This is a genomic window from Paracoccus maritimus, from assembly GCF_025195095.1.
Classification (GTDB): Bacteria; Pseudomonadota; Alphaproteobacteria; order Rhodobacterales; family Rhodobacteraceae; genus Paracoccus; species Paracoccus maritimus.
This window is the reverse complement of sequence record NZ_JANAVZ010000005.1, coordinates 248,503-266,511: the sequence shown is the minus strand read 5'-3', so window position 1 is coordinate 266,511 and position 18,009 is coordinate 248,503. Positions and strand designations below refer to the sequence as shown.

General features: G+C 63.2%; 17 protein-coding genes. 8 read left to right on the top strand and 9 right to left on the bottom strand.

What is annotated here, in order from left to right:
* Positions 1-4: 4 nt before the first annotated feature.
* From MU516_RS11030 to MU516_RS11005, 6 genes are all read right to left on the bottom strand, one after another.
* Positions 5-1,375, bottom strand: a complete 1,371-nt coding sequence (locus MU516_RS11030) for a DUF1800 domain-containing protein (RefSeq protein ID WP_260277266.1) — start codon at positions 1,373-1,375, stop codon at positions 5-7.
* 75 nt (positions 1,376-1,450) lie between these two features.
* On the bottom strand, positions 1,451-3,226 hold the full coding sequence (aspS, locus tag MU516_RS11025) for an aspartate--tRNA ligase (RefSeq protein WP_260277265.1): 1,776 nt from the start codon (positions 3,224-3,226) through the stop codon (positions 1,451-1,453).
* A gap of 60 nt (positions 3,227-3,286) precedes the next feature.
* Complete coding sequence (locus MU516_RS11020) at positions 3,287-3,946, bottom strand: CPBP family glutamic-type intramembrane protease (protein ID WP_260277264.1); 660 nt, start codon at positions 3,944-3,946, stop codon at positions 3,287-3,289.
* Positions 3,919-4,713 carry a glycoside hydrolase family 25 protein gene (locus tag MU516_RS11015; RefSeq protein WP_260277263.1) on the bottom strand — a complete coding sequence of 265 codons (795 nt, stop codon included), beginning with the start codon at positions 4,711-4,713 and terminating at the stop codon, positions 3,919-3,921. Before MU516_RS11015 ends, MU516_RS11020 begins: the two co-directional genes overlap by 28 nt.
* A gap of 137 nt (positions 4,714-4,850) precedes the next feature.
* On the bottom strand, positions 4,851-5,129 hold the full coding sequence (locus tag MU516_RS11010; protein WP_260277262.1) for a hypothetical protein: 279 nt from the start codon (positions 5,127-5,129) through the stop codon (positions 4,851-4,853).
* A 49-nt stretch (positions 5,130-5,178) separates the two neighbouring features.
* Positions 5,179-6,558, bottom strand: coding sequence for an FAD-binding oxidoreductase (locus MU516_RS11005; RefSeq protein ID WP_260277261.1), 1,380 nt, complete (start codon positions 6,556-6,558; stop codon positions 5,179-5,181).
* A 159-nt stretch (positions 6,559-6,717) separates the two neighbouring features.
* Between MU516_RS11005 and MU516_RS11000 the strand changes: the two genes are divergently transcribed.
* Positions 6,718-7,611, top strand: coding sequence for a glycosyltransferase (locus tag MU516_RS11000; RefSeq protein WP_260277260.1), 894 nt, complete (start codon positions 6,718-6,720; stop codon positions 7,609-7,611).
* The gene (locus MU516_RS10995) at positions 7,611-8,432 is read left to right on the top strand and encodes an NAD-dependent epimerase/dehydratase family protein (protein WP_260277259.1); all 822 of its coding nucleotides are present in this window, start codon (positions 7,611-7,613) and stop codon (positions 8,430-8,432) included. The genes MU516_RS11000 and MU516_RS10995 overlap by 1 nt, the downstream gene beginning before the upstream one ends.
* A gap of 10 nt (positions 8,433-8,442) precedes the next feature.
* On the opposite strand, the gene MU516_RS10990 is transcribed toward MU516_RS10995, so the two are convergent.
* A complete protein-coding gene (locus tag MU516_RS10990; RefSeq protein ID WP_260277258.1) occupies positions 8,443-9,003 on the bottom strand; it encodes a hypothetical protein in 561 nt (186 codons plus the stop codon).
* 162 nt (positions 9,004-9,165) lie between these two features.
* Here MU516_RS10990 and MU516_RS10985 point away from each other — a divergent pair, with 162 nt between their 5' ends.
* Complete coding sequence (locus MU516_RS10985; RefSeq protein WP_260277257.1) at positions 9,166-10,947, top strand: chloride channel protein; 1,782 nt, start codon at positions 9,166-9,168, stop codon at positions 10,945-10,947.
* Between the two features lie 30 nt (positions 10,948-10,977).
* On the opposite strand, the gene cobT is transcribed toward MU516_RS10985, so the two are convergent.
* Positions 10,978-12,846, bottom strand: coding sequence for a cobaltochelatase subunit CobT (gene cobT, locus MU516_RS10980; protein WP_260277256.1), 1,869 nt, complete (start codon positions 12,844-12,846; stop codon positions 10,978-10,980).
* 145 nt (positions 12,847-12,991) lie between these two features.
* Between cobT and MU516_RS10975 the strand changes: the two genes are divergently transcribed.
* A complete protein-coding gene (locus MU516_RS10975; protein WP_260277255.1) occupies positions 12,992-13,573 on the top strand; it encodes an NADPH-dependent FMN reductase in 582 nt (193 codons plus the stop codon).
* Between the two features lie 162 nt (positions 13,574-13,735).
* On the opposite strand, the gene cobS is transcribed toward MU516_RS10975, so the two are convergent.
* Complete coding sequence (gene cobS, locus MU516_RS10970; protein ID WP_260277254.1) at positions 13,736-14,707, bottom strand: cobaltochelatase subunit CobS; 972 nt, start codon at positions 14,705-14,707, stop codon at positions 13,736-13,738.
* 130 nt (positions 14,708-14,837) lie between these two features.
* Here cobS and MU516_RS10965 point away from each other — a divergent pair, with 130 nt between their 5' ends.
* The 4 genes from MU516_RS10965 to MU516_RS10950 all read left to right on the top strand — a co-directional run bounded on the left by MU516_RS10965 (position 14,838) and on the right by MU516_RS10950 (position 17,898).
* A complete protein-coding gene (locus MU516_RS10965; protein WP_311319106.1) occupies positions 14,838-15,392 on the top strand; it encodes a sigma-70 family RNA polymerase sigma factor in 555 nt (184 codons plus the stop codon).
* Positions 15,389-16,102 (top strand): anti-sigma factor, encoded by a 714-nt coding sequence (locus MU516_RS10960; RefSeq protein ID WP_260277253.1) that lies wholly within the window; start codon positions 15,389-15,391, stop codon positions 16,100-16,102. The genes MU516_RS10965 and MU516_RS10960 overlap by 4 nt, the downstream gene beginning before the upstream one ends.
* A gap of 108 nt (positions 16,103-16,210) precedes the next feature.
* On the top strand, positions 16,211-16,762 hold the full coding sequence (locus MU516_RS10955; protein ID WP_209056665.1) for a fasciclin domain-containing protein: 552 nt from the start codon (positions 16,211-16,213) through the stop codon (positions 16,760-16,762).
* Positions 16,763-16,917: 155 nt separating this feature from the next.
* Complete coding sequence (locus MU516_RS10950) at positions 16,918-17,898, top strand: DUF808 domain-containing protein (RefSeq protein WP_260277252.1); 981 nt, start codon at positions 16,918-16,920, stop codon at positions 17,896-17,898.
* Positions 17,899-18,009: the final 111 nt, after the last annotated feature.

Here is an 18,009-nt window from a genome sequence, read left to right as displayed (position 1 = left end):
GGCATCACCTTCTGTTGAAATCAGCCGAAGCCAGCACGATCATCAGCCCCTCGCGCGCGGACTCAGCGCGTGGAACGGCCCATTTCAACGCCTCGGACGCCGTTTCACCCAATGCCGCCTGCAGGAAATCGCGCGGATCTGGAAGCTTGGGCACAAGGACGCGCGGCTGACGCATGGCCCAGTCGATGCGAAGTGCGATTCCCTGTGGCGTCGCCCAGCTTTCCGCCGCTTCCGGCCAGCCATCAGGGCCGCGCGGCATCGCCCATTCCTGTCCCATATTCGTCAACGGGCGGATCAGGCGCGCGTTGACCTGCCGCATCGGCAAGTCCAGCACGCGCTGCTGATCCAGGCCCAGGGCGCGCAGCGCAGCGACAAGAAAGTCGAAGGGCTGACGGACTTTCTGGCGGAAATGGCTCCAAAGCTCCGGCCCGTCCATAAGTGCCGCATAAAGCGATGGCAGATCGCCGCCGGTCTCGCGATAGGTGGCGTCCAGCCGATCCACCAGAGACTGTGGCGGATCATCCGCGACAAAATGAACCGCCAGCTTGCGCGCCAGATGTCGGGACGTCGACGGATGCGCGGCCAGATCCACGATCACCTCTCGGATGTCGTCGAGGCTGGCCGGCCGATCGCCGCCATACCGTTGGCCCAGCACGGTTTCGGCCCCGGGTTCCGCCATGACCGGACGGAAATTGCCGTCCCGCCGTAGATGAAAGCTGAGGCCGGTCAGCAGTTTGGCCAGTTGGCGCACATCCTTTTGCGTATAGGGTGCACCAGCGCCAAGGCTGTGAAGTTCGATCATCTCGCGGGCAAGGTTCTCGTTCAAGCCAAGATCGCGTCCCTTCCTGCGTCGCGCGATCCATGAATGAGGGCCGAATGACCTGTCCTGATCAAGATAGGTCACCATCCGGGGGTGCGTTTCCGCGGCGAACATCAACTGCGCAAAACTGCCTTGCAGATGCGGGCGGATTGCTTCGTCCACAAAAGCCGCCGCCATGAGATCCTGATAGGGTGAGCCACCACTTACGGTGAAATGATCCGCCCAGAACTGCACCAGCCTTTCGCCGAAACCGCCCGGATCACCGGCCGCACGGGCAAAGCGGTGCCGGATCGCTTCTGCGCTTTGAATGCGCATCTGCCGCTGCTGCTGGCGGATTTCCTTGACGGAAGCGGCTTCCGGGTCCTTCTTGCGCAGGCTGTTCAGATCGGAAAGCATGGTCTGCGCGGCGCGCACATGATCCATGCCGACGGCATGGTCGTCAGGCACCGACAAGGCGACGGATCGCAGAAACGCATCTGCTGTCTGGGGCGGCGGCACGCGTGCGGAAAGACCGTAGCCAAGTCGTATGGCAGCGATGTCGGGGTTGAAATCCATGAGCCGGGCCGCACCGATGACGTGGCAGGAATATCCGTACCACGTCTATCGCATGATCCGAGATCGGATGTCAGATCACTCTTTTGGCAAGACCCGCAGCCGCAACTCGCGCAGTTGCTCGTTGCTGGGTTCGGACGGGGCGCCCATCATCAGATCCTCGGCCCGCTGGTTCATCGGGAACATGATGACTTCGCGGATGTTCTGTTCATCGGCCAGCAGCATCACGATCCGGTCGATCCCCGCGGCACAACCGCCGTGCGGGGGCGCACCGTACTTGAACGCCTTGACCATTCCGCCAAATCGCTTCTCGACTTCCGACGCGGGATAGCCCGCCAGCTCGAACGCCTTGAACATGATCTCGGGCTTGTGGTTCCTGATCGCCCCGCTGATCAGTTCATAGCCGTTGCAGGCCAGATCGTACTGATAGCCCAGCACCTTCAGCGGATCGCCATTCAGCGCGTCCATCCCGCCCTGCGGCATCGAGAACGGGTTGTGGCTAAAGTCGATCTTGCCCTCGTCGTCCTTCTCGTACATCGGGAAATCGACAATCCAGGCGAACTTGAACTGGTTTTCATCCGTGAGGCCCAGTTCGCGGCCGATCTCGTTCCGCGCGCGGCCCGCGACGCCCTCGAAACTTTCGGGCTTGCCGCCCAGGAAGAAGGCCGCATCGCCTTCGCCCAGACCAAGTTGCTGGCGGATCGCCTCGGTGCGTTCGGGGCCGATATTCTTGGCGATCGGGCCTGCGGCCTCGGTCTCGCCATTCTCTCCCTTGCGCCAGAAGATGTAGCCCATGCCCGGCAGGCCCTGCTGTTGGGCAAAGGCGTTCATGCGATCGGCGAACTTGCGGCTGCCGCCGGTCGGTGCGGGGATCGCGCGAACTTCGGTGCCGTCCTGTTCCAGCAGTTTGGCGAAGATCGCGAAGCCCGAACCGCGGAAATGATCGCTGACGACCTGCATCTCGATCGGGTTGCGCAGATCCGGCTTGTCGCTGCCGTATTTCAGCATCGCCTCGGCATAGGGAATGCGCGGCCAATCGGCATCGACGGCGCGGCCACCGCCGAATTCCTCGAACAGCCCCTGCACGACCGGCTGGATCGCGGCAAAGACGTCTTCCTGGTCCACGAAGGACATTTCGAGGTCCAGCTGGTAGAAATCCGTCGGGCTGCGGTCGGCGCGCGGGTCTTCGTCACGAAAGCAGGGCGCGATCTGGAAATACTTGTCGAAACCAGCGACCATGATCAGCTGCTTGAACTGCTGCGGCGCCTGCGGCAGTGCATAGAACTTGCCCGGATGCAGGCGCGAGGGCACCAGAAAATCGCGCGCACCTTCGGGGCTGGACGCGGTGATGATCGGGGTCTGGAATTCGGTAAAGCCCTGATCCCACATACGATTGCGCAGCGAGCGCACGACATGGCTGCGCAGCATGATGTTGTTGTGCAGCGTTTCACGCCGCAGATCCAGAAAGCGATAGGCCAGCCGAGTTTCCTCGGGATAATCCAGTTCGCCGAAGACCGGCAGCGGCAGGTCGTCGGCCGCACCCAGAACCTCGATATCGGTCGCATAGACCTCGATCTCGCCGGTGGGCAGCTTGGGGTTGATCAACGACGCATCGCGCAGCTTCACACGGCCATCGACGCGGATCACGGTTTCGGCGCGCAGACGTTCCATCGCGGCGAAGGCCGGGCTGTCACTGTCGGCCAGCACCTGCGTCATGCCGTAATGGTCACGCAGATCGACGAACAGCACGCCCCCATGATCCCTGACGCGGTGAACCCAGCCCGACAGACGGACGGTTTCCCCGGCATCTTTGGCGGTCAGATCGGCGCAGGTATGGCTGCGATAGGCGTGCATGATCGGTCCCCACTTGTTCAGCCCCCGCATCAACAGCGCGACAGGCGGGAAGTCAACCGGTCAGAACGGCCGCACCACGTTGCCGCTGTAGAAATAGTACCCCATGCCCACGGCAAACAGGATGTTGCCGGCGACGGCATGCAGCAGCCATGCAGCCGGAAACCCGTGACGCAGATACGCGCGCGCAAAAATCCAGCCCCCCGCGAAGGTCAGGACGGCGACGACCCAGGACCAGTACATCAGATGCGCAAAGGAAAAGATCGCAGCATTTGCGGCGATCGCTGCCTTGCCCGCCGGCAGAAGCCCGCCATAACGATGAAAGAACAGCGGCCTGAAGATCAGTTCCTGCGGCAATGCCGACAGGAACGGATAAAAGCACCAGATCAGAAGCATGAAATCGGGTCGGGCGCGCGCCATCGCGAACAGCGCATCCGGGCGCGAGAACCACAGGATCAGCGATCCCGAAGCCAGTGTCGCCACCGCAATCCCCAGCACCTCTAGCCAAGGTATGCGGTGGCCACGGATCAGGCTGCGCCAATCGAAACCGCCAGTGCGCCACAGCAGGATCAGACCGACGACGCTGAACATGAACAGTGCCGTGAACAGCCTGTCGGGCGGCAGTAGCAATGCGATCGCAAGCGGCGCCCCAAGATAAAGCGCCGCAAACTCGATCGCCAGCCACGAGCGTGATCTTACCTCGTCAGGCGCGTCGACAGCCATCTTGCCCAATCCGAAGAACTGCCGGCAAACGCGTTCAGATCGACATCGCCCTGAATGCCCGGAACGGTGCCGGTGCCGGTATATTGCCAGAACGCCCAACGCTGTCCCGGGTAAGTCATGCGCGGATGGTCCGCGACCGAACGCAGCCAGAATTCCGCGCGCATGTCGCCCAGGCGATTCTCGCGGTAGAAATCGACTGTCGTATAGATGATCGGGCGCTGTCCATAGTGACGGCCCACGATATCAAGAAACGCATTCGCCTCGCGCTTGACCTCTGCCGGACCGGGACGGCGTGGGCAGGTCTTCGAGTCGGTCCATTCCAGATCCAGCACCGGCGGCAGCGATCCACGTTCGCGCGGGACATTGCGGATGAACCAGCGCGCCTGTTCGGCGCCGGTGCGGCAGAAATAGTAGTAATGATAAGCTCCGCGCGGGACCCGCGCCGCCGCAGCCTCGCGCCAGTAGCGCTGGAACGACGGATCGCTGTGGTCGCCACCCTCCGTCGCCTTAATGAAGGCAAAGCTGATGCCCGCGCCGCGCACGCGGCCCCAGTCGATTTCGCCCTGCCAGCGCGATATGTCGATCCCGTGGACGTGGTGATTATAGGGGTGCCCGTTGCGCCATTCATGCGGTCGGCTGTCGCCCAACTGCGGCACGGTTCCGCCGACATAGACGGCGTTGCCCCGGCCACCGCCGGGCGGTGTTCTGGAACAGGCGACCGCAAACACCAGCATCAGCCCCAGAACAATCTTCGTTAGGTGGCGCATCCCTGCCCTCTTTTCTGCCCGGTATAGGTGCCATTCCGGTCACCGCTTTTTGTTGCTTATCGCAAAGCCGTGACAGAAAGTCACCGCCCGGTGATGGTCAACTTCATGTCAACCGCCGGGCAGTTGCAGGGAAGATCTCAGTTCTCGCTGGTCTCGGCGGCCTCGCCATCGGGCGTGACGGGCGCGGCGCTGTCTGGCGCGATGTCCGGGGTGGAACCGCCTTCGTTACCCTCGGCGTCCGTCGTTGTCGTCTCGGCCGGGGGCGGGGTGGTCGCAATGCCCTCATTCTGCTCGTCCGTCCCAGGCATGAAGGCGAAATACGCGATTGCCGCCACTACCAAGGCCACGACGATACCGATGATCGCGGGGCGATGGTTGCGGGCGGAACGTTCGGGGTCGTTGTCGTTGAAAGACATTCGCGTCTCCTTTTCGGTCAGGTCCGACACCCAACCTGCGGGACGCGCGTCAGTTCCGGTCCGGCACAAGCTTGCCGGGGTTCATGATGTTCTGCGGATCAAGCGCCGCCTTGATCGTGCCCATCACCTGCCAGGCATCGCCATGTTCAGCTGCCATCATGCCGCGCTTGCCGATGCCCACACCGTGTTCGCCGGTGATCGTGCCGCCGACCTGCAAGGCACGTTCTGCCATCCGCACGGCGATTGCCTTGGCTGTAGCGATCTCGGCCTCGCTTCCGGGATCGACCAGAATCTGCGAATGGAAGTTTCCATCGCCGACATGCCCCACGATGGGCCCGATCAGGCCCGAATCGCGGATATCCTTGGCCGCCGCCGCGACCGCTGCGGGCAAATGCGACATCGGCACGCACACATCGGTCACGACCCCGGTCGCCCCTGGACGCAGCGCAAGACAGGCATGATAGGCCCCGTGCCGCATCCGCCACAACCGCGCGCGATCTTCGGCCGTGGTGGCCCAGTCGAACCCTTGTGCACCGAACTCTGCCGCGATCTCTCCGAACATCTGCGCATCCTCGCGCACCGCGCCGGGAGAGCCGTTGAATTCCACCATCAAATGCGGGGTTTCGGGCATGTTGCTGCCCGAGTGCAGATTGAAGGCCCGCGCGGTCAGCGCATCGACGAATTCGATCCGTGCCATCGGGATGCCCGACTGGATCGTCGCGCTGACGCATTCGACCGCGTGTTCCAGACTGTCGAATGAACAGACGGCAGCGGCGACCTGTTCGGGTTGACCATGAAGGCGCAGGGTCAGTTCGGTGACGATTCCCAGCGTCCCTTCCGCGCCGACGAAAAGCCCCGTCAGATCATAGCCCGCGCTGGATTTCGCGGCGCGGCTGCCGGTGCGGATGATGCGCCCATCCGCCAGCACGACCTGCAAGCCCAGCACGTTATCGCGCATGGTCCCATAGCGGACAGCGGTGGTACCGCTGGCCCGTGTCGAGGCCATGCCACCCAGGCTGGCATTGGCGCCGGGATCGACGGGGAAGAACAGCCCGGTCGCGCGCAGTTCCGTATTCAGCGCTTCGCGCGTGACACCTGGCTGAACGCTGGCCTGCATGTCCTCGGCGCGAATATCCACCACCTTGTCCATCCGGGACAGATCAACCGTGACACCACCCTGCGTCGCCAATGCATGTCCTTCAAGAGACGTGCCGGTGCCCCACGGGATCACCGGCACCCGCGCCGCAGCACAGATCCGAACGATCTCGGCCACATCTTCTGCGGACTCGGGCCACGCGACCGCGTCGGGCGGCGGCGCGCGATGGAAGCTTTCCGACAGGGCATGGTGATCACGGTCTGCGGCGCCGCGCGACAGGCGCGAGCCCAGCAAGGCTTCAAGCCGCATGGCAGCTTCATCGGGCAGTGTCATCGGCAATCCTCCGCTTGTGTTCAGCACGTTAGCGCCGAATTGAACCTTGGCAAACCCTTGCGCGTTCTGTCATGAACGGTTCACGAAATCGCCATAGCGTGGCGGCTGAACCGACCGCTGACCCCGTTCCGCAGTTCAGAAGGCAGGACGCTGAAAGTTATGAACACGACCTGGATCTCGCCGCCGCACCAAAAGGCTTCGACACTCAGGCGCGTATCGCCTTCGGAAGGGCTGAGCGCCGAAACTTCGGCCTTGGCCGATCATGCCTATGTCACGCTGGTCAGCAATCCTGACTATTTGCCCGGCGCCGAGGCTCTGCTGCGCTCACTTCGGCTGACCGGCAGCAAAGCCGATCTGGTCGTGATGCATCGGGGGCTGAATGCCGCGCATCTTTCCCGGCTGCGCGCACTTGGTGCAAGGCTGATCGCCGCCGATCTCTTGCCGACGTCAGAGGCGTTCGACCGGACGCATGCGCGTGATGCACTGCACAAGCGCGCTGCATTCACGCGGGGCGGGAAACCCGATTTTCATACTCCTCTGGACAATTTCGTGAAGCTGCGGCTGTGGCAGCTGGACTATGACCGCTGCGTATTCATTGACGCGGACGCGGTGGTGCTGCGCCCGGTGGACAAGTTGTTCGAGATGCCCGAATTCTGCGCCGCGCCCAATGTCTATGACGGTCTGGACGGCTTTCACCGGATGAATTCCGGTGTCTTCACGGCGCGGCCGGACCCGCGGACCTATGACGAGATGTTGGCGCGGCTGGATCGGCCCGGCGTGTTCTGGCGGCGCACCGATCAAAGTTTCCTGCAGGACTATTTCCAGGATTGGCAGGGCCTGTCGATCCATCACAACATGCTGCAATATGTGTGGTTCAACATGCCAGAATTGTGGAGTTGGGAAGACATCCGAATCCTGCATTTTCAATACGAAAAACCATGGCAGGATCATGACAAAGTGCCGTTGCTGAAGCCGCTGATCGATCTCTGGCGTGCGATTGCGGCCGGTCATCAGATGCCGGACCTTGCCGCTCAGGTTCGCCCTGCCGCCTGATGCGGATCGCATTGACAGGGGCCAACGGAATTGTCGGCGGCTTCATTCTTGATGCGATGCGCGGCGCCGGGCATCACGTCACCACATTGGACCGGCGGACCGGTTTCGTGCTTGGCGATGCGCCAGACCTGGCCGGTCACGACGCGCTGATCCATTGTGCGTTCGCCCACCGTCCGGGGCGCTATCGCGGGGGCGAGGGCGACGACCCGGTGGAATTTCAGCGCGACAACCTTCATGGCACGATCAGGCTCTTCGACGCCGCAGCAGAGGCGGGCGTGGCCCGCATCCTGTTCCTGTCCTCGCGTGCCGTCCATGACGGGCACCCGGCCGGAACAGCGCTGACCGACGACCTGCCCGCCAGCCCCGCCAATCTCTACGGGGAAATCAAGGCGCGGGCCGAAGAACATCTTGCCGCGCTTGGACTTTCCGGCACCTCGATCCGTGCGACCGGGATCTACGGCCCCGGCCCACATCACAAGTGGCTGGGCCTGTTCCGCGACTACCTGTCAGGACAACGCGTTGCCCCGAGGGTGGGCACCGAACTGCATGGCGATGATCTGGCCCAGGCGTTGCTGCTGTTATTGGAACATGACGCACCACCGACTACCGTGAACGCATCCGACCTGATCCTTGACAGGCACGACCTTCTGGACGCGGTGCGCCGCCTGTCGGGCAGTCACCATTCGCCACCTTGCCGCGCCGAGGCGCAGCAGGTGCGGCCACTGCTTTGCGACGCGCTGATCGGAATGGGATGGCGCCCCGGTGGCATGGCGCGTCTGCACACCGACCTGCCGGTGATGTTGCGGCCAGCCCTAACCTGAGCGCTGCCGCTCAGCGACCGCAGAGATAGGCGTAAACAGGTGCCTCGCGCCCTGGCGGAGTGAATTCCAGGTGATCCAGCTGCGCCCCGTAGGCGATCAGGCTGATCGGATAGATCCGATCCGAATAATCGCGCATCAGAACGTCCGTACCTTGCAGCCGGTATTGGACGGGGGTCGAGGTCTGTGCCGCCTCGGGGCTCATGTAAAGCCCGTATTCGAACACGGCCGGATCGCTGCAGACGTCCGGCCCCTGCCCCGGTGTCAGGCGCAGCGGCGATTCTCGCATCGTCCAGCGTCCGACAAGGAATCCCGGCGTCTGCGGCCGGAATTCATCGAAGCCCTCCAATACCGCATACTCTGCCAGATATGTCTCAAATCCCTGCGCCTCGCGCAGATTGGTCAGGTAGGTCGCGGGGTCGTTTTCGCGCAGATCCCTGAAATAGATTTCGGCCCTGCCGTCCAGATGCCGCAGCAAAAGAAAATAGGCGGCAATCGCTATCAGTGCGATCCCGACCGCAATCCGTTCACCACGGCTGAGACCTTGAATTCGCCTGATTCTGATTGCGGCCATTCTTCTGTCCTTCAAGATTTCCGGCTGGCGTTGACACGGGCTTACCGGTTTGCATCCGGGCGAACAAAGGCTTAGCACGGAATACGACACGCCGGCCAGTCACGTCCCGGCAGTCTTGATTAGAGGCCGCCTTCATCGGCCACAACCGCCGCGCAAGAGCCAATGACTGATATCTCGACCCAAGATCAGGCCAGAATCGAAGCCGAACCAGACAATCGCCGGGTCTCGCTGATCCAGCTTTCATTTCTGGCGATCGGCATTGGCATCGTCACGGGGTTCGGCGCGATCCTGTTGCGCTATCTGATATCGCTTATTCATAACCTGTTCTTTCTGGGCGAATTCTCGTTCGAATACGACGCGAATATCGCGACCGAGCCGGCGCCTTTCGGACCATTGGTCATCCTTGCGCCGGTGATCGGCGGCGCGATCGTGCTGTGGCTGGTGCGGCGCTATGCCCCCGAGGCCAAGGGACATGGGGTTCCCGAGGTGATGGACGCGATCTATTACCGCAATGGCCGCATCCGCCCGCAGGTCGTCATCGTCAAGTCGCTGGCCTCGGCGCTTTCGATCGGTTCGGGCGCCTCCGTCGGCCGCGAAGGGCCGATCATCCAGATCGGGTCCGGGATCGGGTCGGTCCTGGGGGGATGGTTCAACCTGCGCAGCTGGCAGGTGATCACACTGGTCGCCGCCGGCGCGGGTGCGGGGATCGCCGCGACTTTCAACACTCCGCTTGGCGCGGTGCTGTTCGCGGTCGAACTGATGCTGCCCGAGGTCAGCGCGCGGACCTTGATCCCGGTCGTCATCGCCACCGGCACCGCCACCTATGTCGGGCGACTGGCCTTTGGCCTGGCGCCCGCGTTTCTGGTCGCCTCGCATGAACGACCCGATGTCTTCGTGCCGCTGTCGGTGGACATGCTGCCGCTTTATATCCTGTTCGGGCTGGTCACGGGCGTCGCGGCGGCGGGATTCGTGCGCGGACTGTACCGGATCGAGGATCTGTTCGAGGACTGGAAAGCCAATCCCTACCTGAAGAACGCCGCGGGGATGCTGTCGCTTGGCGTCCTGATGTATGTCTTGCTGCAAACCACCGGGGCATATCATACGGCGGGCGTCGGCTACGCCACGATCGAGGCGATCCTGACCGGTCAACTGGCCGCCCCCGCATTCTTGCTGCTGCTGTTCGTGCTGAAATTCCTTGCCACATCGGTCAGCCTTGGGGCCGGCGCGTCGGGCGGGATCTTTTCGCCGTCGCTGTTCCTTGGCGCGGCACTGGGCGGTGCGTTTGGCGCAACGCTGGACCTGATGTTTCCGCATCTGGGCTTTCACTCGGTCACCTTCGCGCTGATCGGCATGGCATGCATCGTCGGCGCCTCGACCGGCGGCGCCCTGACCGCGATCATCATGCTGTTCGAAATGACCGGAGACTATACCATCACGGTCGCGGCGATCATCGCGGTTGTGGTCGCGCTGGGGGTGCGGCAGCGCCTGTCACCGGATGACATCTACACGCTGAAACTGACCCGCCGCGGCCATCGCATCCCGCGCGAGACGCGTGCGCACATGTTCTCGATCCGTCAGATCAAGGAGCTGATGTCGCCCGCGGTCGCAGTGCTTCAACGCGACGAGTTGGGCGAACACGGCACGGTGGACACACAGCTTGGGTCGGAAAGACAATACGCGGTGGTGCTGGAGGGTCGCAACATCGTCGGCATCGTTCGCGTCCATCCCGAAGATCCCAGCCGCCGCCACGGCCCGCTGATCGGCCCTGTCGGATATGCTCGCGAAGGCAGCTTCCTGCAGAACGCGATGACCAGCATGGCCGACCGCAACCACGAGGCGCTGTTGATCCTGCCGGAAAACACGCTGCCGCGTCCCGAAAATGTGATCGGCGTCCTGACCCGCGATTCAATCGCCGCCGCGGTGCTGCGCGATTATCGCAGCTGACGCATCGCGGGCAGACACGCCTGCCGCGGATTAGCCGCGTCGCACCGCTGACATGCCCAACACACGCGCACGCTTGCGCGGATCGCTGTCAAACAGCGCGGCCAGCTGTTCGGTGATCGCCCCGGCCAGTTGTTCGGCATCGGTGATCGTCACCGCCCGTTCGTAGTACCGCGTCACATCATGCCCGATGCCGATGGCCAGCAGTTCGACGGCACGCTTGCGTTCGACCATGGCGATCACGTCGCGCAGGTGCTTTTCAAGATAGTTGGCCGGGTTCACCGACAGTGTGGAATCGTCCACCGGCGCACCGTCGGAAATCACCATCAGGATCTTGCGCGCCTCGGGGCGCTTCGCCAACCGCTTGTGCGCCCATTCCAGCGCCTCGCCGTCGATGTTTTCCTTCAGAAGGCCTTCCTTCATCATCAGGCCAAGATTGGGGCGCACGCGGCGCCATGGCGCATCGGCGGCCTTGTAGATGATGTGGCGCAGATCGTTCAGCCGGCCGGGCTGGGCCGGACGTCCCGCCTGCAACCAGGCCTCGCGCGCCTGCCCGCCCTTCCAGGCACGGGTAGTGAAGCCCAGGATCTCGACCTTGACCGAACAGCGTTCCAGCGTTCGGGCCAGAACGTCCGCGCAAATTGCCGCGATGCTGATCGGACGGCCGCGCATCGACCCGGAATTGTCGATCAGCAGCGTCACGGCGGTGTCGCGGAACTCCATGTCCTTTTCGACCTTGAAGCTCAGCGGCGTGGTCGGGTTGGCGACCACGCGCGCGAGACGGCCGGCATCCAGCACACCTTCTTCCTTGTCGAATTCCCAGCTGCGGTTCTGCTGCGCCTGCAAACGCCGCTGCAGCTTGTTCGCAAGGCGGCTGACGGCACCGCGCAACGGCTCTAGCTGTTTGTCCAGATAGGCGCGCAGACGCTCCAGCTCGGCAGGGTCGGCCAGATCCTCGGCGCGGATTTCCTCGTCCCATGTCTGCGAAAACACCTTGTAGTCGGCCGAGGCTTCGCTGACCGGCGGGGGAATGTCGGGCGGAGTTTCGGACTCGGGCATCTCGGCGTCGTCGGTCAGCTCCTCGTCGGACTGGTCGTCCATGCTGACCTGAGCCTGCCGTTCGTCCTGCTGCTGTTCCTGACTGCGCTCGGGCGAGCTGTCGGCGTCTTCGCTGTCGTCCTGATCGCGCGACTGGTTGTCGCCCGCTTCTTCGTCCTGTTCGGCGTTGTCCTCGGCGTCGTCGTCTTCCGGTTCGTCCGGGTCCTCGCCCAACTGATCGCCATAGCCCAGATCACTGATCAGCTTGCGTGCCATGCGCGCAAAGGCCGCCTGATCGTGCAAGACGTCGTTGACGTTTTCCAAAGCCTCTCCGGCCTGCTGTTCGACGAAGGGTCGCCACAGATCCGCCACATGCTGCGCCCCGCCAGGCAAGTCGCGGCCGGTCGCGGCCTGGCGCAGCAGATAGCCCGCCGCGACAGACAGAGGCGCGTCGGATGGCTGCTTGATCTGCGAATAGCCCTTTTTCTCGGCGTCCGCGCCGATTCTGGCGTCGATATTCGACAATGCGCCGGGCATGTCGCGCGCACCCAGCGCCTCGCAGCGGGCAGTTTCGAAGGCTTCGTACAGTTCGCGTGCCATCGGCCCGGAGGGCGCGAATTTGGTATGCGTCGTGGCATCGTGGTGGCGCACACGCATGGCCAGCGCGTCGGCCGTGCCGCGCGCCATCAGGATCTCGTCCCGGCCCATCCGGCGGCTGATCTGCGGCAGGCGCATGGTGTCGCCCGCGACGCCCGAAGGATCGGCGCTGAAGGTCACATTCAGCTCGTGTTCGTCGGCCAACGCGCGTGTTGCCTCGGTCAGGGCTTTCTTGAACGGATCGGCGGGATTGTCGGACTTGTTCATGGATTCCATAGACCACCACGCGCGACGCGGGGCAAGGGGTCTGCGCGGCTGCAGGCACGCTGTGCGACGATGCGCCTTTCAATCCTGAAACCTTGCGGCCATCCTGACGTTGGACACATCGATACCAAAACCAAGGGAATGCGACATGGCCAATCCGAAGATCGCCGTCATCATCAGTTCGACCCGCGACGCCCGTTTCGCGGACAAGCCCGCCGAATGGTTCATGGCCAAGGTTGGGAATCATCCCGAGCTGGACTTCGACCTTGTCGATCTGCGCGACCAGGACCTGCCCTTCTTCAACGAGAAGGCGTCCAACCTTTGGGCCCCGTCCGAAGATCCGCGCGCCGTCGCATGGCAGGAGAAGCTGTCAGGTTACGACGGCTTCGTGTTCGTCGTCGCGGAATACAACCATTCGATCACCGGCGCGCTGAAAAACGCGCTGGATCAGGCCTACAAGGAATGGAACCGCAAACCGCTAGCGGCGGTGGCCTATGGCGGTGTGGGCGGCGCCCGCGCGGTCGAACATCTGCGCCTGATCGGGATCGAGCTTCAGATGGTGCCGCTGCGCAACGCTGTACATATCGGCGGCAGCGATTTCATCAAGGTTTCGCCGATGGGCGAGAACGCCCCGATGTCCGAGATCGAGGACCATCTGGAAGGATCTCTGGACGGGCTGCTGGAAGAATTGGTCTGGTGGACCAAGGCCACGAAGGCTGCGCGCGACTGATCAGGCAAAGGCCTTGTTTGCGGGTAGGGCTGTCCAAGCCCTGCCTGTCCCGACCCGCGGACGGGATGATCTCGGCCGCCCATCCCTGTCAGGTCTTGCGGTCGGGCGGATGACCCAGACCTGAACAGCTCGACTTGCCGCGCTGACCAGCGCCGCGTTTCATCACCTTGCCTTTGACGCGGCGCTTTCAGGCAGTTCCTCGTCGAACAGCCGCTGATAGAACTCAGCCACGGTCTGACGCTCCAACTCGTCGCATTTGTTCAGGAAAGTCAGGCGGAAGGCATAGCCGATATTGTCGAAGATGCGGGCGTTCTGGGCCCAGGTGATGACCGTGCGCGGCGACATGACCGTGGAAAGATCGCCCTGCATGAAGGCCGTGCGCGTCAGGTCGGCCAGTGTGACCATCTGGCTGATGATCTTGCGGCCCTTCTCGTTGTTGTAGTTGGGGTTCTTCGACAGCACGATCGCCGCCTCGGCGTCATGCGACAGATAGTTCAGGGTCGAGACCAGCGACCAGCGGTCCATCTGCCCCTGGTTGATCTGCTGGGTGCCATGATACAGCCCCGTCGTGTCGCCCAGCCCGACCGTGTTCGAGGTCGCGAACAGACGGAAGAACGGGTTTGGGGTGATCACCTCGTTCTGGTCCAGCAGGGTCAACTTGCCGTCCGCCTCCAGCACGCGCTGGATCACGAACATCACATCCGCGCGGCCCGCATCGTATTCGTCGAACACGATCGCCGTCGGATTGCGCAGCGCCCAGGGCAGAATCCCTTCGTGGAACACCGTGACTTGCTTGCCGTCGACCAGCTTGATCGCGTCCTTGCCGATCAGGTCGATGCGCGACACATGACTGTCAAGGTTGACGCGCACGCAGGGCCAATTCAGCCGCGCCGCAATCTGTTCGATATGGGTCGATTTGCCCGTACCGTGATAGCCTTGGACCATCACCCGACGATTATAGGCAAAGCCCGCCAGAATCGCCATCGTGGTATCAGGATCGAACTTGTAGGTGCTGTCGATCTCGGGGACGCGATCGGTGCGTTCGGCGAAGCCCTTGACCTTCATGTCGCTGTCCAGCCCGAATACCTCGCGCAGGTCGATCTCTTCGGTGGGTTTCGCGTTCATGTCCAGCATCACTCGGCCCTTTCTTCCCATCCGCGCCTTGATCGCGCATTCGTCTGCCGGGTGCAAGACAGGGCGCGTTGACGATCAGGGCCGGGCTTCATAAAGTCTCGCAGCAACACCATCAAGGCGAGGGCCGCGCGTGCAGGACGCCCGCAGACTGCAACTGGAAAACATGATCGCGCGCACCGCGATGGGTGACCGCCAGGCGTTCGAGTCGTTGTATGACGCGACCTCGGCCAAGCTGCATGCGGTTTGCCTGTCGGTGCTGAAGGACCGGCCGGAGGCAGAAGAAACGCTGCAGGAAGTCTATATCAAGGTCTGGCAAAGCGCTGCGCGCTATGCGTCGAACGGATTGTCGCCGATGACGTGGCTGATCACAATCGCCCGTAACCGCGCCATTGATCGCCTGCGCGCCCGCAGTTCGCGCCCTGCGACCGCTCCGACCGAAGCCGCAGCAACCGTCGCCTCGACCGAACCAGGGCCTGAATCCGCGACCATACGCGCGCAGGAAAGGCGGCTTCTGGACGAATGCCTGGCCCAGCTTGCGGAACAGCAGGCGGGTGCCGTGCGGGCCGTGTATCTTGAAGGTGTGACCTATGCCGACCTGGCAGAACGCGAGGGCAAGCCGATCAACACCGTCCGCAGTTGGTTGCGCCGCAGCCTGTTGCGCCTGAAGGACTGTGTAAGCCAATGACCGAAGACGCGCCCCTCACTCCCGAACAGCAGGACGATGCCCTTGCGGCGGAACTGGCGCTTGGCCTGCTGGAGGGCGACGAGGCTCAGGCTGCGGTGGCCCGTCTGTCGGATGATCCTGCCTTCGCACAGTTGGTCCGCGACTGGCAGGAACGGCTGGCCGGTCTGGCCGAGGGGCTGACCCCTGTGATGGCTCCGGCACGCGCCCGTCAAGGGATCCGCGAACGGCTTGGCCATGGGCTTGCGCCGCTGGCCGAAGATCCCGCCGCGCGGACGCCCTGGTGGCGACGAACAGGTGCCGCGCTTGCCGGTCTGGCCGCAGTCGCCGCCGTTGCCGTCTTCCTGTGGATGCCCGGCCAGACGACAGATTCTCCGCCCCTGGGCCCGGACTATCAGGCGCAGCTCGTCTCGGAAGACGAGGCGCTGCGGGTGGCGGCCAGGCTGATGGGCGACGAGATGGAGATCGCGGTCGAGCAGGGCAGCCCCGCCGAAGGTCGCGATTACGAAATCTGGTGGATCAGGCCGGACGGCAGCGCCCCGATATCGCTGGGGCTGATGCCGCATTCCGGCAATGCGCGCATGACCTTGCCGTCGGATCTGGATCCGTCTGAAGGTATCAGGATCGCGCTGACAGATGAGCCTGCCGGCGGGTCGCCACAGGGGATCGCTACAGGTCCGGTCGTGGCAATCGCGGACCTCACGAGTTTGTGAATCGCCGATTCTGACCACGGAACGCAACTCATCTGAAATTCCTCCGTGTCTGGTCGCATAGGGCAAGTCGAAACGCCCTGATCACACGGAGGAAGTTCCATGAAACGCATGATGACTGCACTTGCTGCCACCGCCGTTTCCGCAACGCTGGCCACCGGCGCATTCGCCCAGAACACGATGGTAGGCGGTGCCGAGATGTTCCCTGACAGAAACATCGTCGAGAACGCCGTGAACTCGGCCGATCACACCACGCTGGTTTCCGCCGTGCAGGCCGCCGGTCTGGCCGAGACGCTGTCAGGCCCCGGCCCCTTCACCGTGTTCGCGCCCACGAACGCGGCATTCGCGAAACTGCCCGAGGCAGCGGTGGCCGATCTTCTGAAGCCCGAAAACAAGGATCAGTTGACCAAGGTGCTGACCTGTCATGTCGTCGCAGCCGACGCGATGTCGCCGGCTATCGGCAAGATGATCATGGATGACGGCGGCGCGCATCCGGTGGAAACGGTCGGCGGCTGCGTCCTGACCGCTTCCATCAACCCCGACAACAACGCACTGCAGCTGACCGACGAAAACGGAAACGTCGCGACCGTGACCATCCCGGACGTCGATCAGTCGAACGGCGTAATCCACGTCATCGACACCGTGCTGATGCCGAAGATGTAATCCAGCACGATCACCCTGCCCTTCTTTGAACAGGGCAGATTGGCCCGCGCGATCCCCTCTGCGCGGGCCTTTTTTCATGTCGCAACCGACTTGCGCCCCGCGCGTTGCCCCGTCAGGTTCGCAGGAACCACCGGATCTCAAGGGACAGGACGAAGATGAGCGGGCTGATTGCGCTTCTGGACGACGTGGCGGCGATTTCCAAGGTCGCTGCGGCTTCTATCGACGATGTGGCGGGTCAGGCGGCGAAGGCTGGCGCCAAGGCCGCCGGTGCGTTGATCGACGATGCGGCGGTCACGCCGAAATATGTCCAGGGCTTCCACGCCAGCCGCGAATTGCCGATCGTCTGGAAGATCGCCAAGGGCTCGATCTTCAACAAGCTGGTGATCCTGCTGCCGGTGGCCTTGCTGCTGTCGGCCTTTGCGCCGTGGTTGATCACACCTTTGCTGATGATCGGCGGCGGCTATCTGTGCTTTGAGGGTGCAGAAAAGGTGGCACACACATTTACCCATTCCGACGCACATGACAGCAAGAAACACACTCACCCCGAAGGTGAAGGTGCGGCGCTTGAGGAAAAGCGCGTGGCCGGCGCCATCAAGACCGACTTCATCCTGTCGGCCGAGATCATGACCATAGCCCTGTCCACCATCCCGGCCACCGATACGCTGTGGATGAAGGCGTTGATCCTGTTCGTGGTGGCTATCGGCATTACTGTCGCGGTCTATGGTGCGGTCGCGCTGATCGTGAAGGCGGATGATGTCGGGGTGCATCTGGCGACCGGACGGAACGGCGCCTTGGCCGCGCTGGGACGCGGCATCGTCAAGGTCATGCCCGGCCTGATGAAGACGCTGACGATCGTCGGCACCGCGGCAATGCTGTGGGTCGGCGGGAACATCGTCGTTCACGGACTTGCGGACCTTGGCTGGCACGCGCCCTACGACTGGATCCACCACATGGCCGAGCTTGCGGCCCATGCGGTGCCCCGTTTCGGCGGCGCTGTCGCATGGCTGACCACAGCCTTCTTCGACGGGATTCTGGGCCTGCTTCTGGGGCTGGTGCTGATCCCGGTGGCGACGCGGATCATCAATCCGGTCATCAACGCGATCCGTCGGGTCGTCGCGCGACCGGATCAGGGCTGAGAACTGGTCCGACGCTTCCGTTGCGCGCTGCGCACCGCACTGGAACATCCGAGAAAAAACACGAAAAGATTCGCGTATTGACCGGACGATCAGGAATCGTCACATTTCCTT

Coding starts and splice junctions, on each gene's coding strand:
- MU516_RS11030 (WP_260277266.1), bottom strand. CDS start 1,375: ATGGATTTCAACCCCGACATCGCTGCCATACGACTTGGCTACGGTCTT.
- aspS (WP_260277265.1), bottom strand. CDS start 3,226: ATGCACGCCTATCGCAGCCATACCTGCGCCGATCTGACCGCCAAAGAT.
- MU516_RS11020 (WP_260277264.1), bottom strand. CDS start 3,946: ATGGCTGTCGACGCGCCTGACGAGGTAAGATCACGCTCGTGGCTGGCG.
- MU516_RS11015 (WP_260277263.1), bottom strand. CDS start 4,713: ATGCGCCACCTAACGAAGATTGTTCTGGGGCTGATGCTGGTGTTTGCG.
- MU516_RS11010 (WP_260277262.1), bottom strand. CDS start 5,129: ATGTCTTTCAACGACAACGACCCCGAACGTTCCGCCCGCAACCATCGC.
- MU516_RS11005 (WP_260277261.1), bottom strand. CDS start 6,558: ATGACACTGCCCGATGAAGCTGCCATGCGGCTTGAAGCCTTGCTGGGC.
- MU516_RS11000 (WP_260277260.1), top strand. CDS start 6,718: ATGAACACGACCTGGATCTCGCCGCCGCACCAAAAGGCTTCGACACTC.
- MU516_RS10995 (WP_260277259.1), top strand. CDS start 7,611: ATGCGGATCGCATTGACAGGGGCCAACGGAATTGTCGGCGGCTTCATT.
- MU516_RS10990 (WP_260277258.1), bottom strand. CDS start 9,003: ATGGCCGCAATCAGAATCAGGCGAATTCAAGGTCTCAGCCGTGGTGAA.
- MU516_RS10985 (WP_260277257.1), top strand. CDS start 9,166: ATGACTGATATCTCGACCCAAGATCAGGCCAGAATCGAAGCCGAACCA.
- cobT (WP_260277256.1), bottom strand. CDS start 12,846: ATGAACAAGTCCGACAATCCCGCCGATCCGTTCAAGAAAGCCCTGACC.
- MU516_RS10975 (WP_260277255.1), top strand. CDS start 12,992: ATGGCCAATCCGAAGATCGCCGTCATCATCAGTTCGACCCGCGACGCC.
- cobS (WP_260277254.1), bottom strand. CDS start 14,707: ATGCTGGACATGAACGCGAAACCCACCGAAGAGATCGACCTGCGCGAG.
- MU516_RS10960 (WP_260277253.1), top strand. CDS start 15,389: ATGACCGAAGACGCGCCCCTCACTCCCGAACAGCAGGACGATGCCCTT.
- MU516_RS10955 (WP_209056665.1), top strand. CDS start 16,211: ATGATGACTGCACTTGCTGCCACCGCCGTTTCCGCAACGCTGGCCACC.
- MU516_RS10950 (WP_260277252.1), top strand. CDS start 16,918: ATGAGCGGGCTGATTGCGCTTCTGGACGACGTGGCGGCGATTTCCAAG.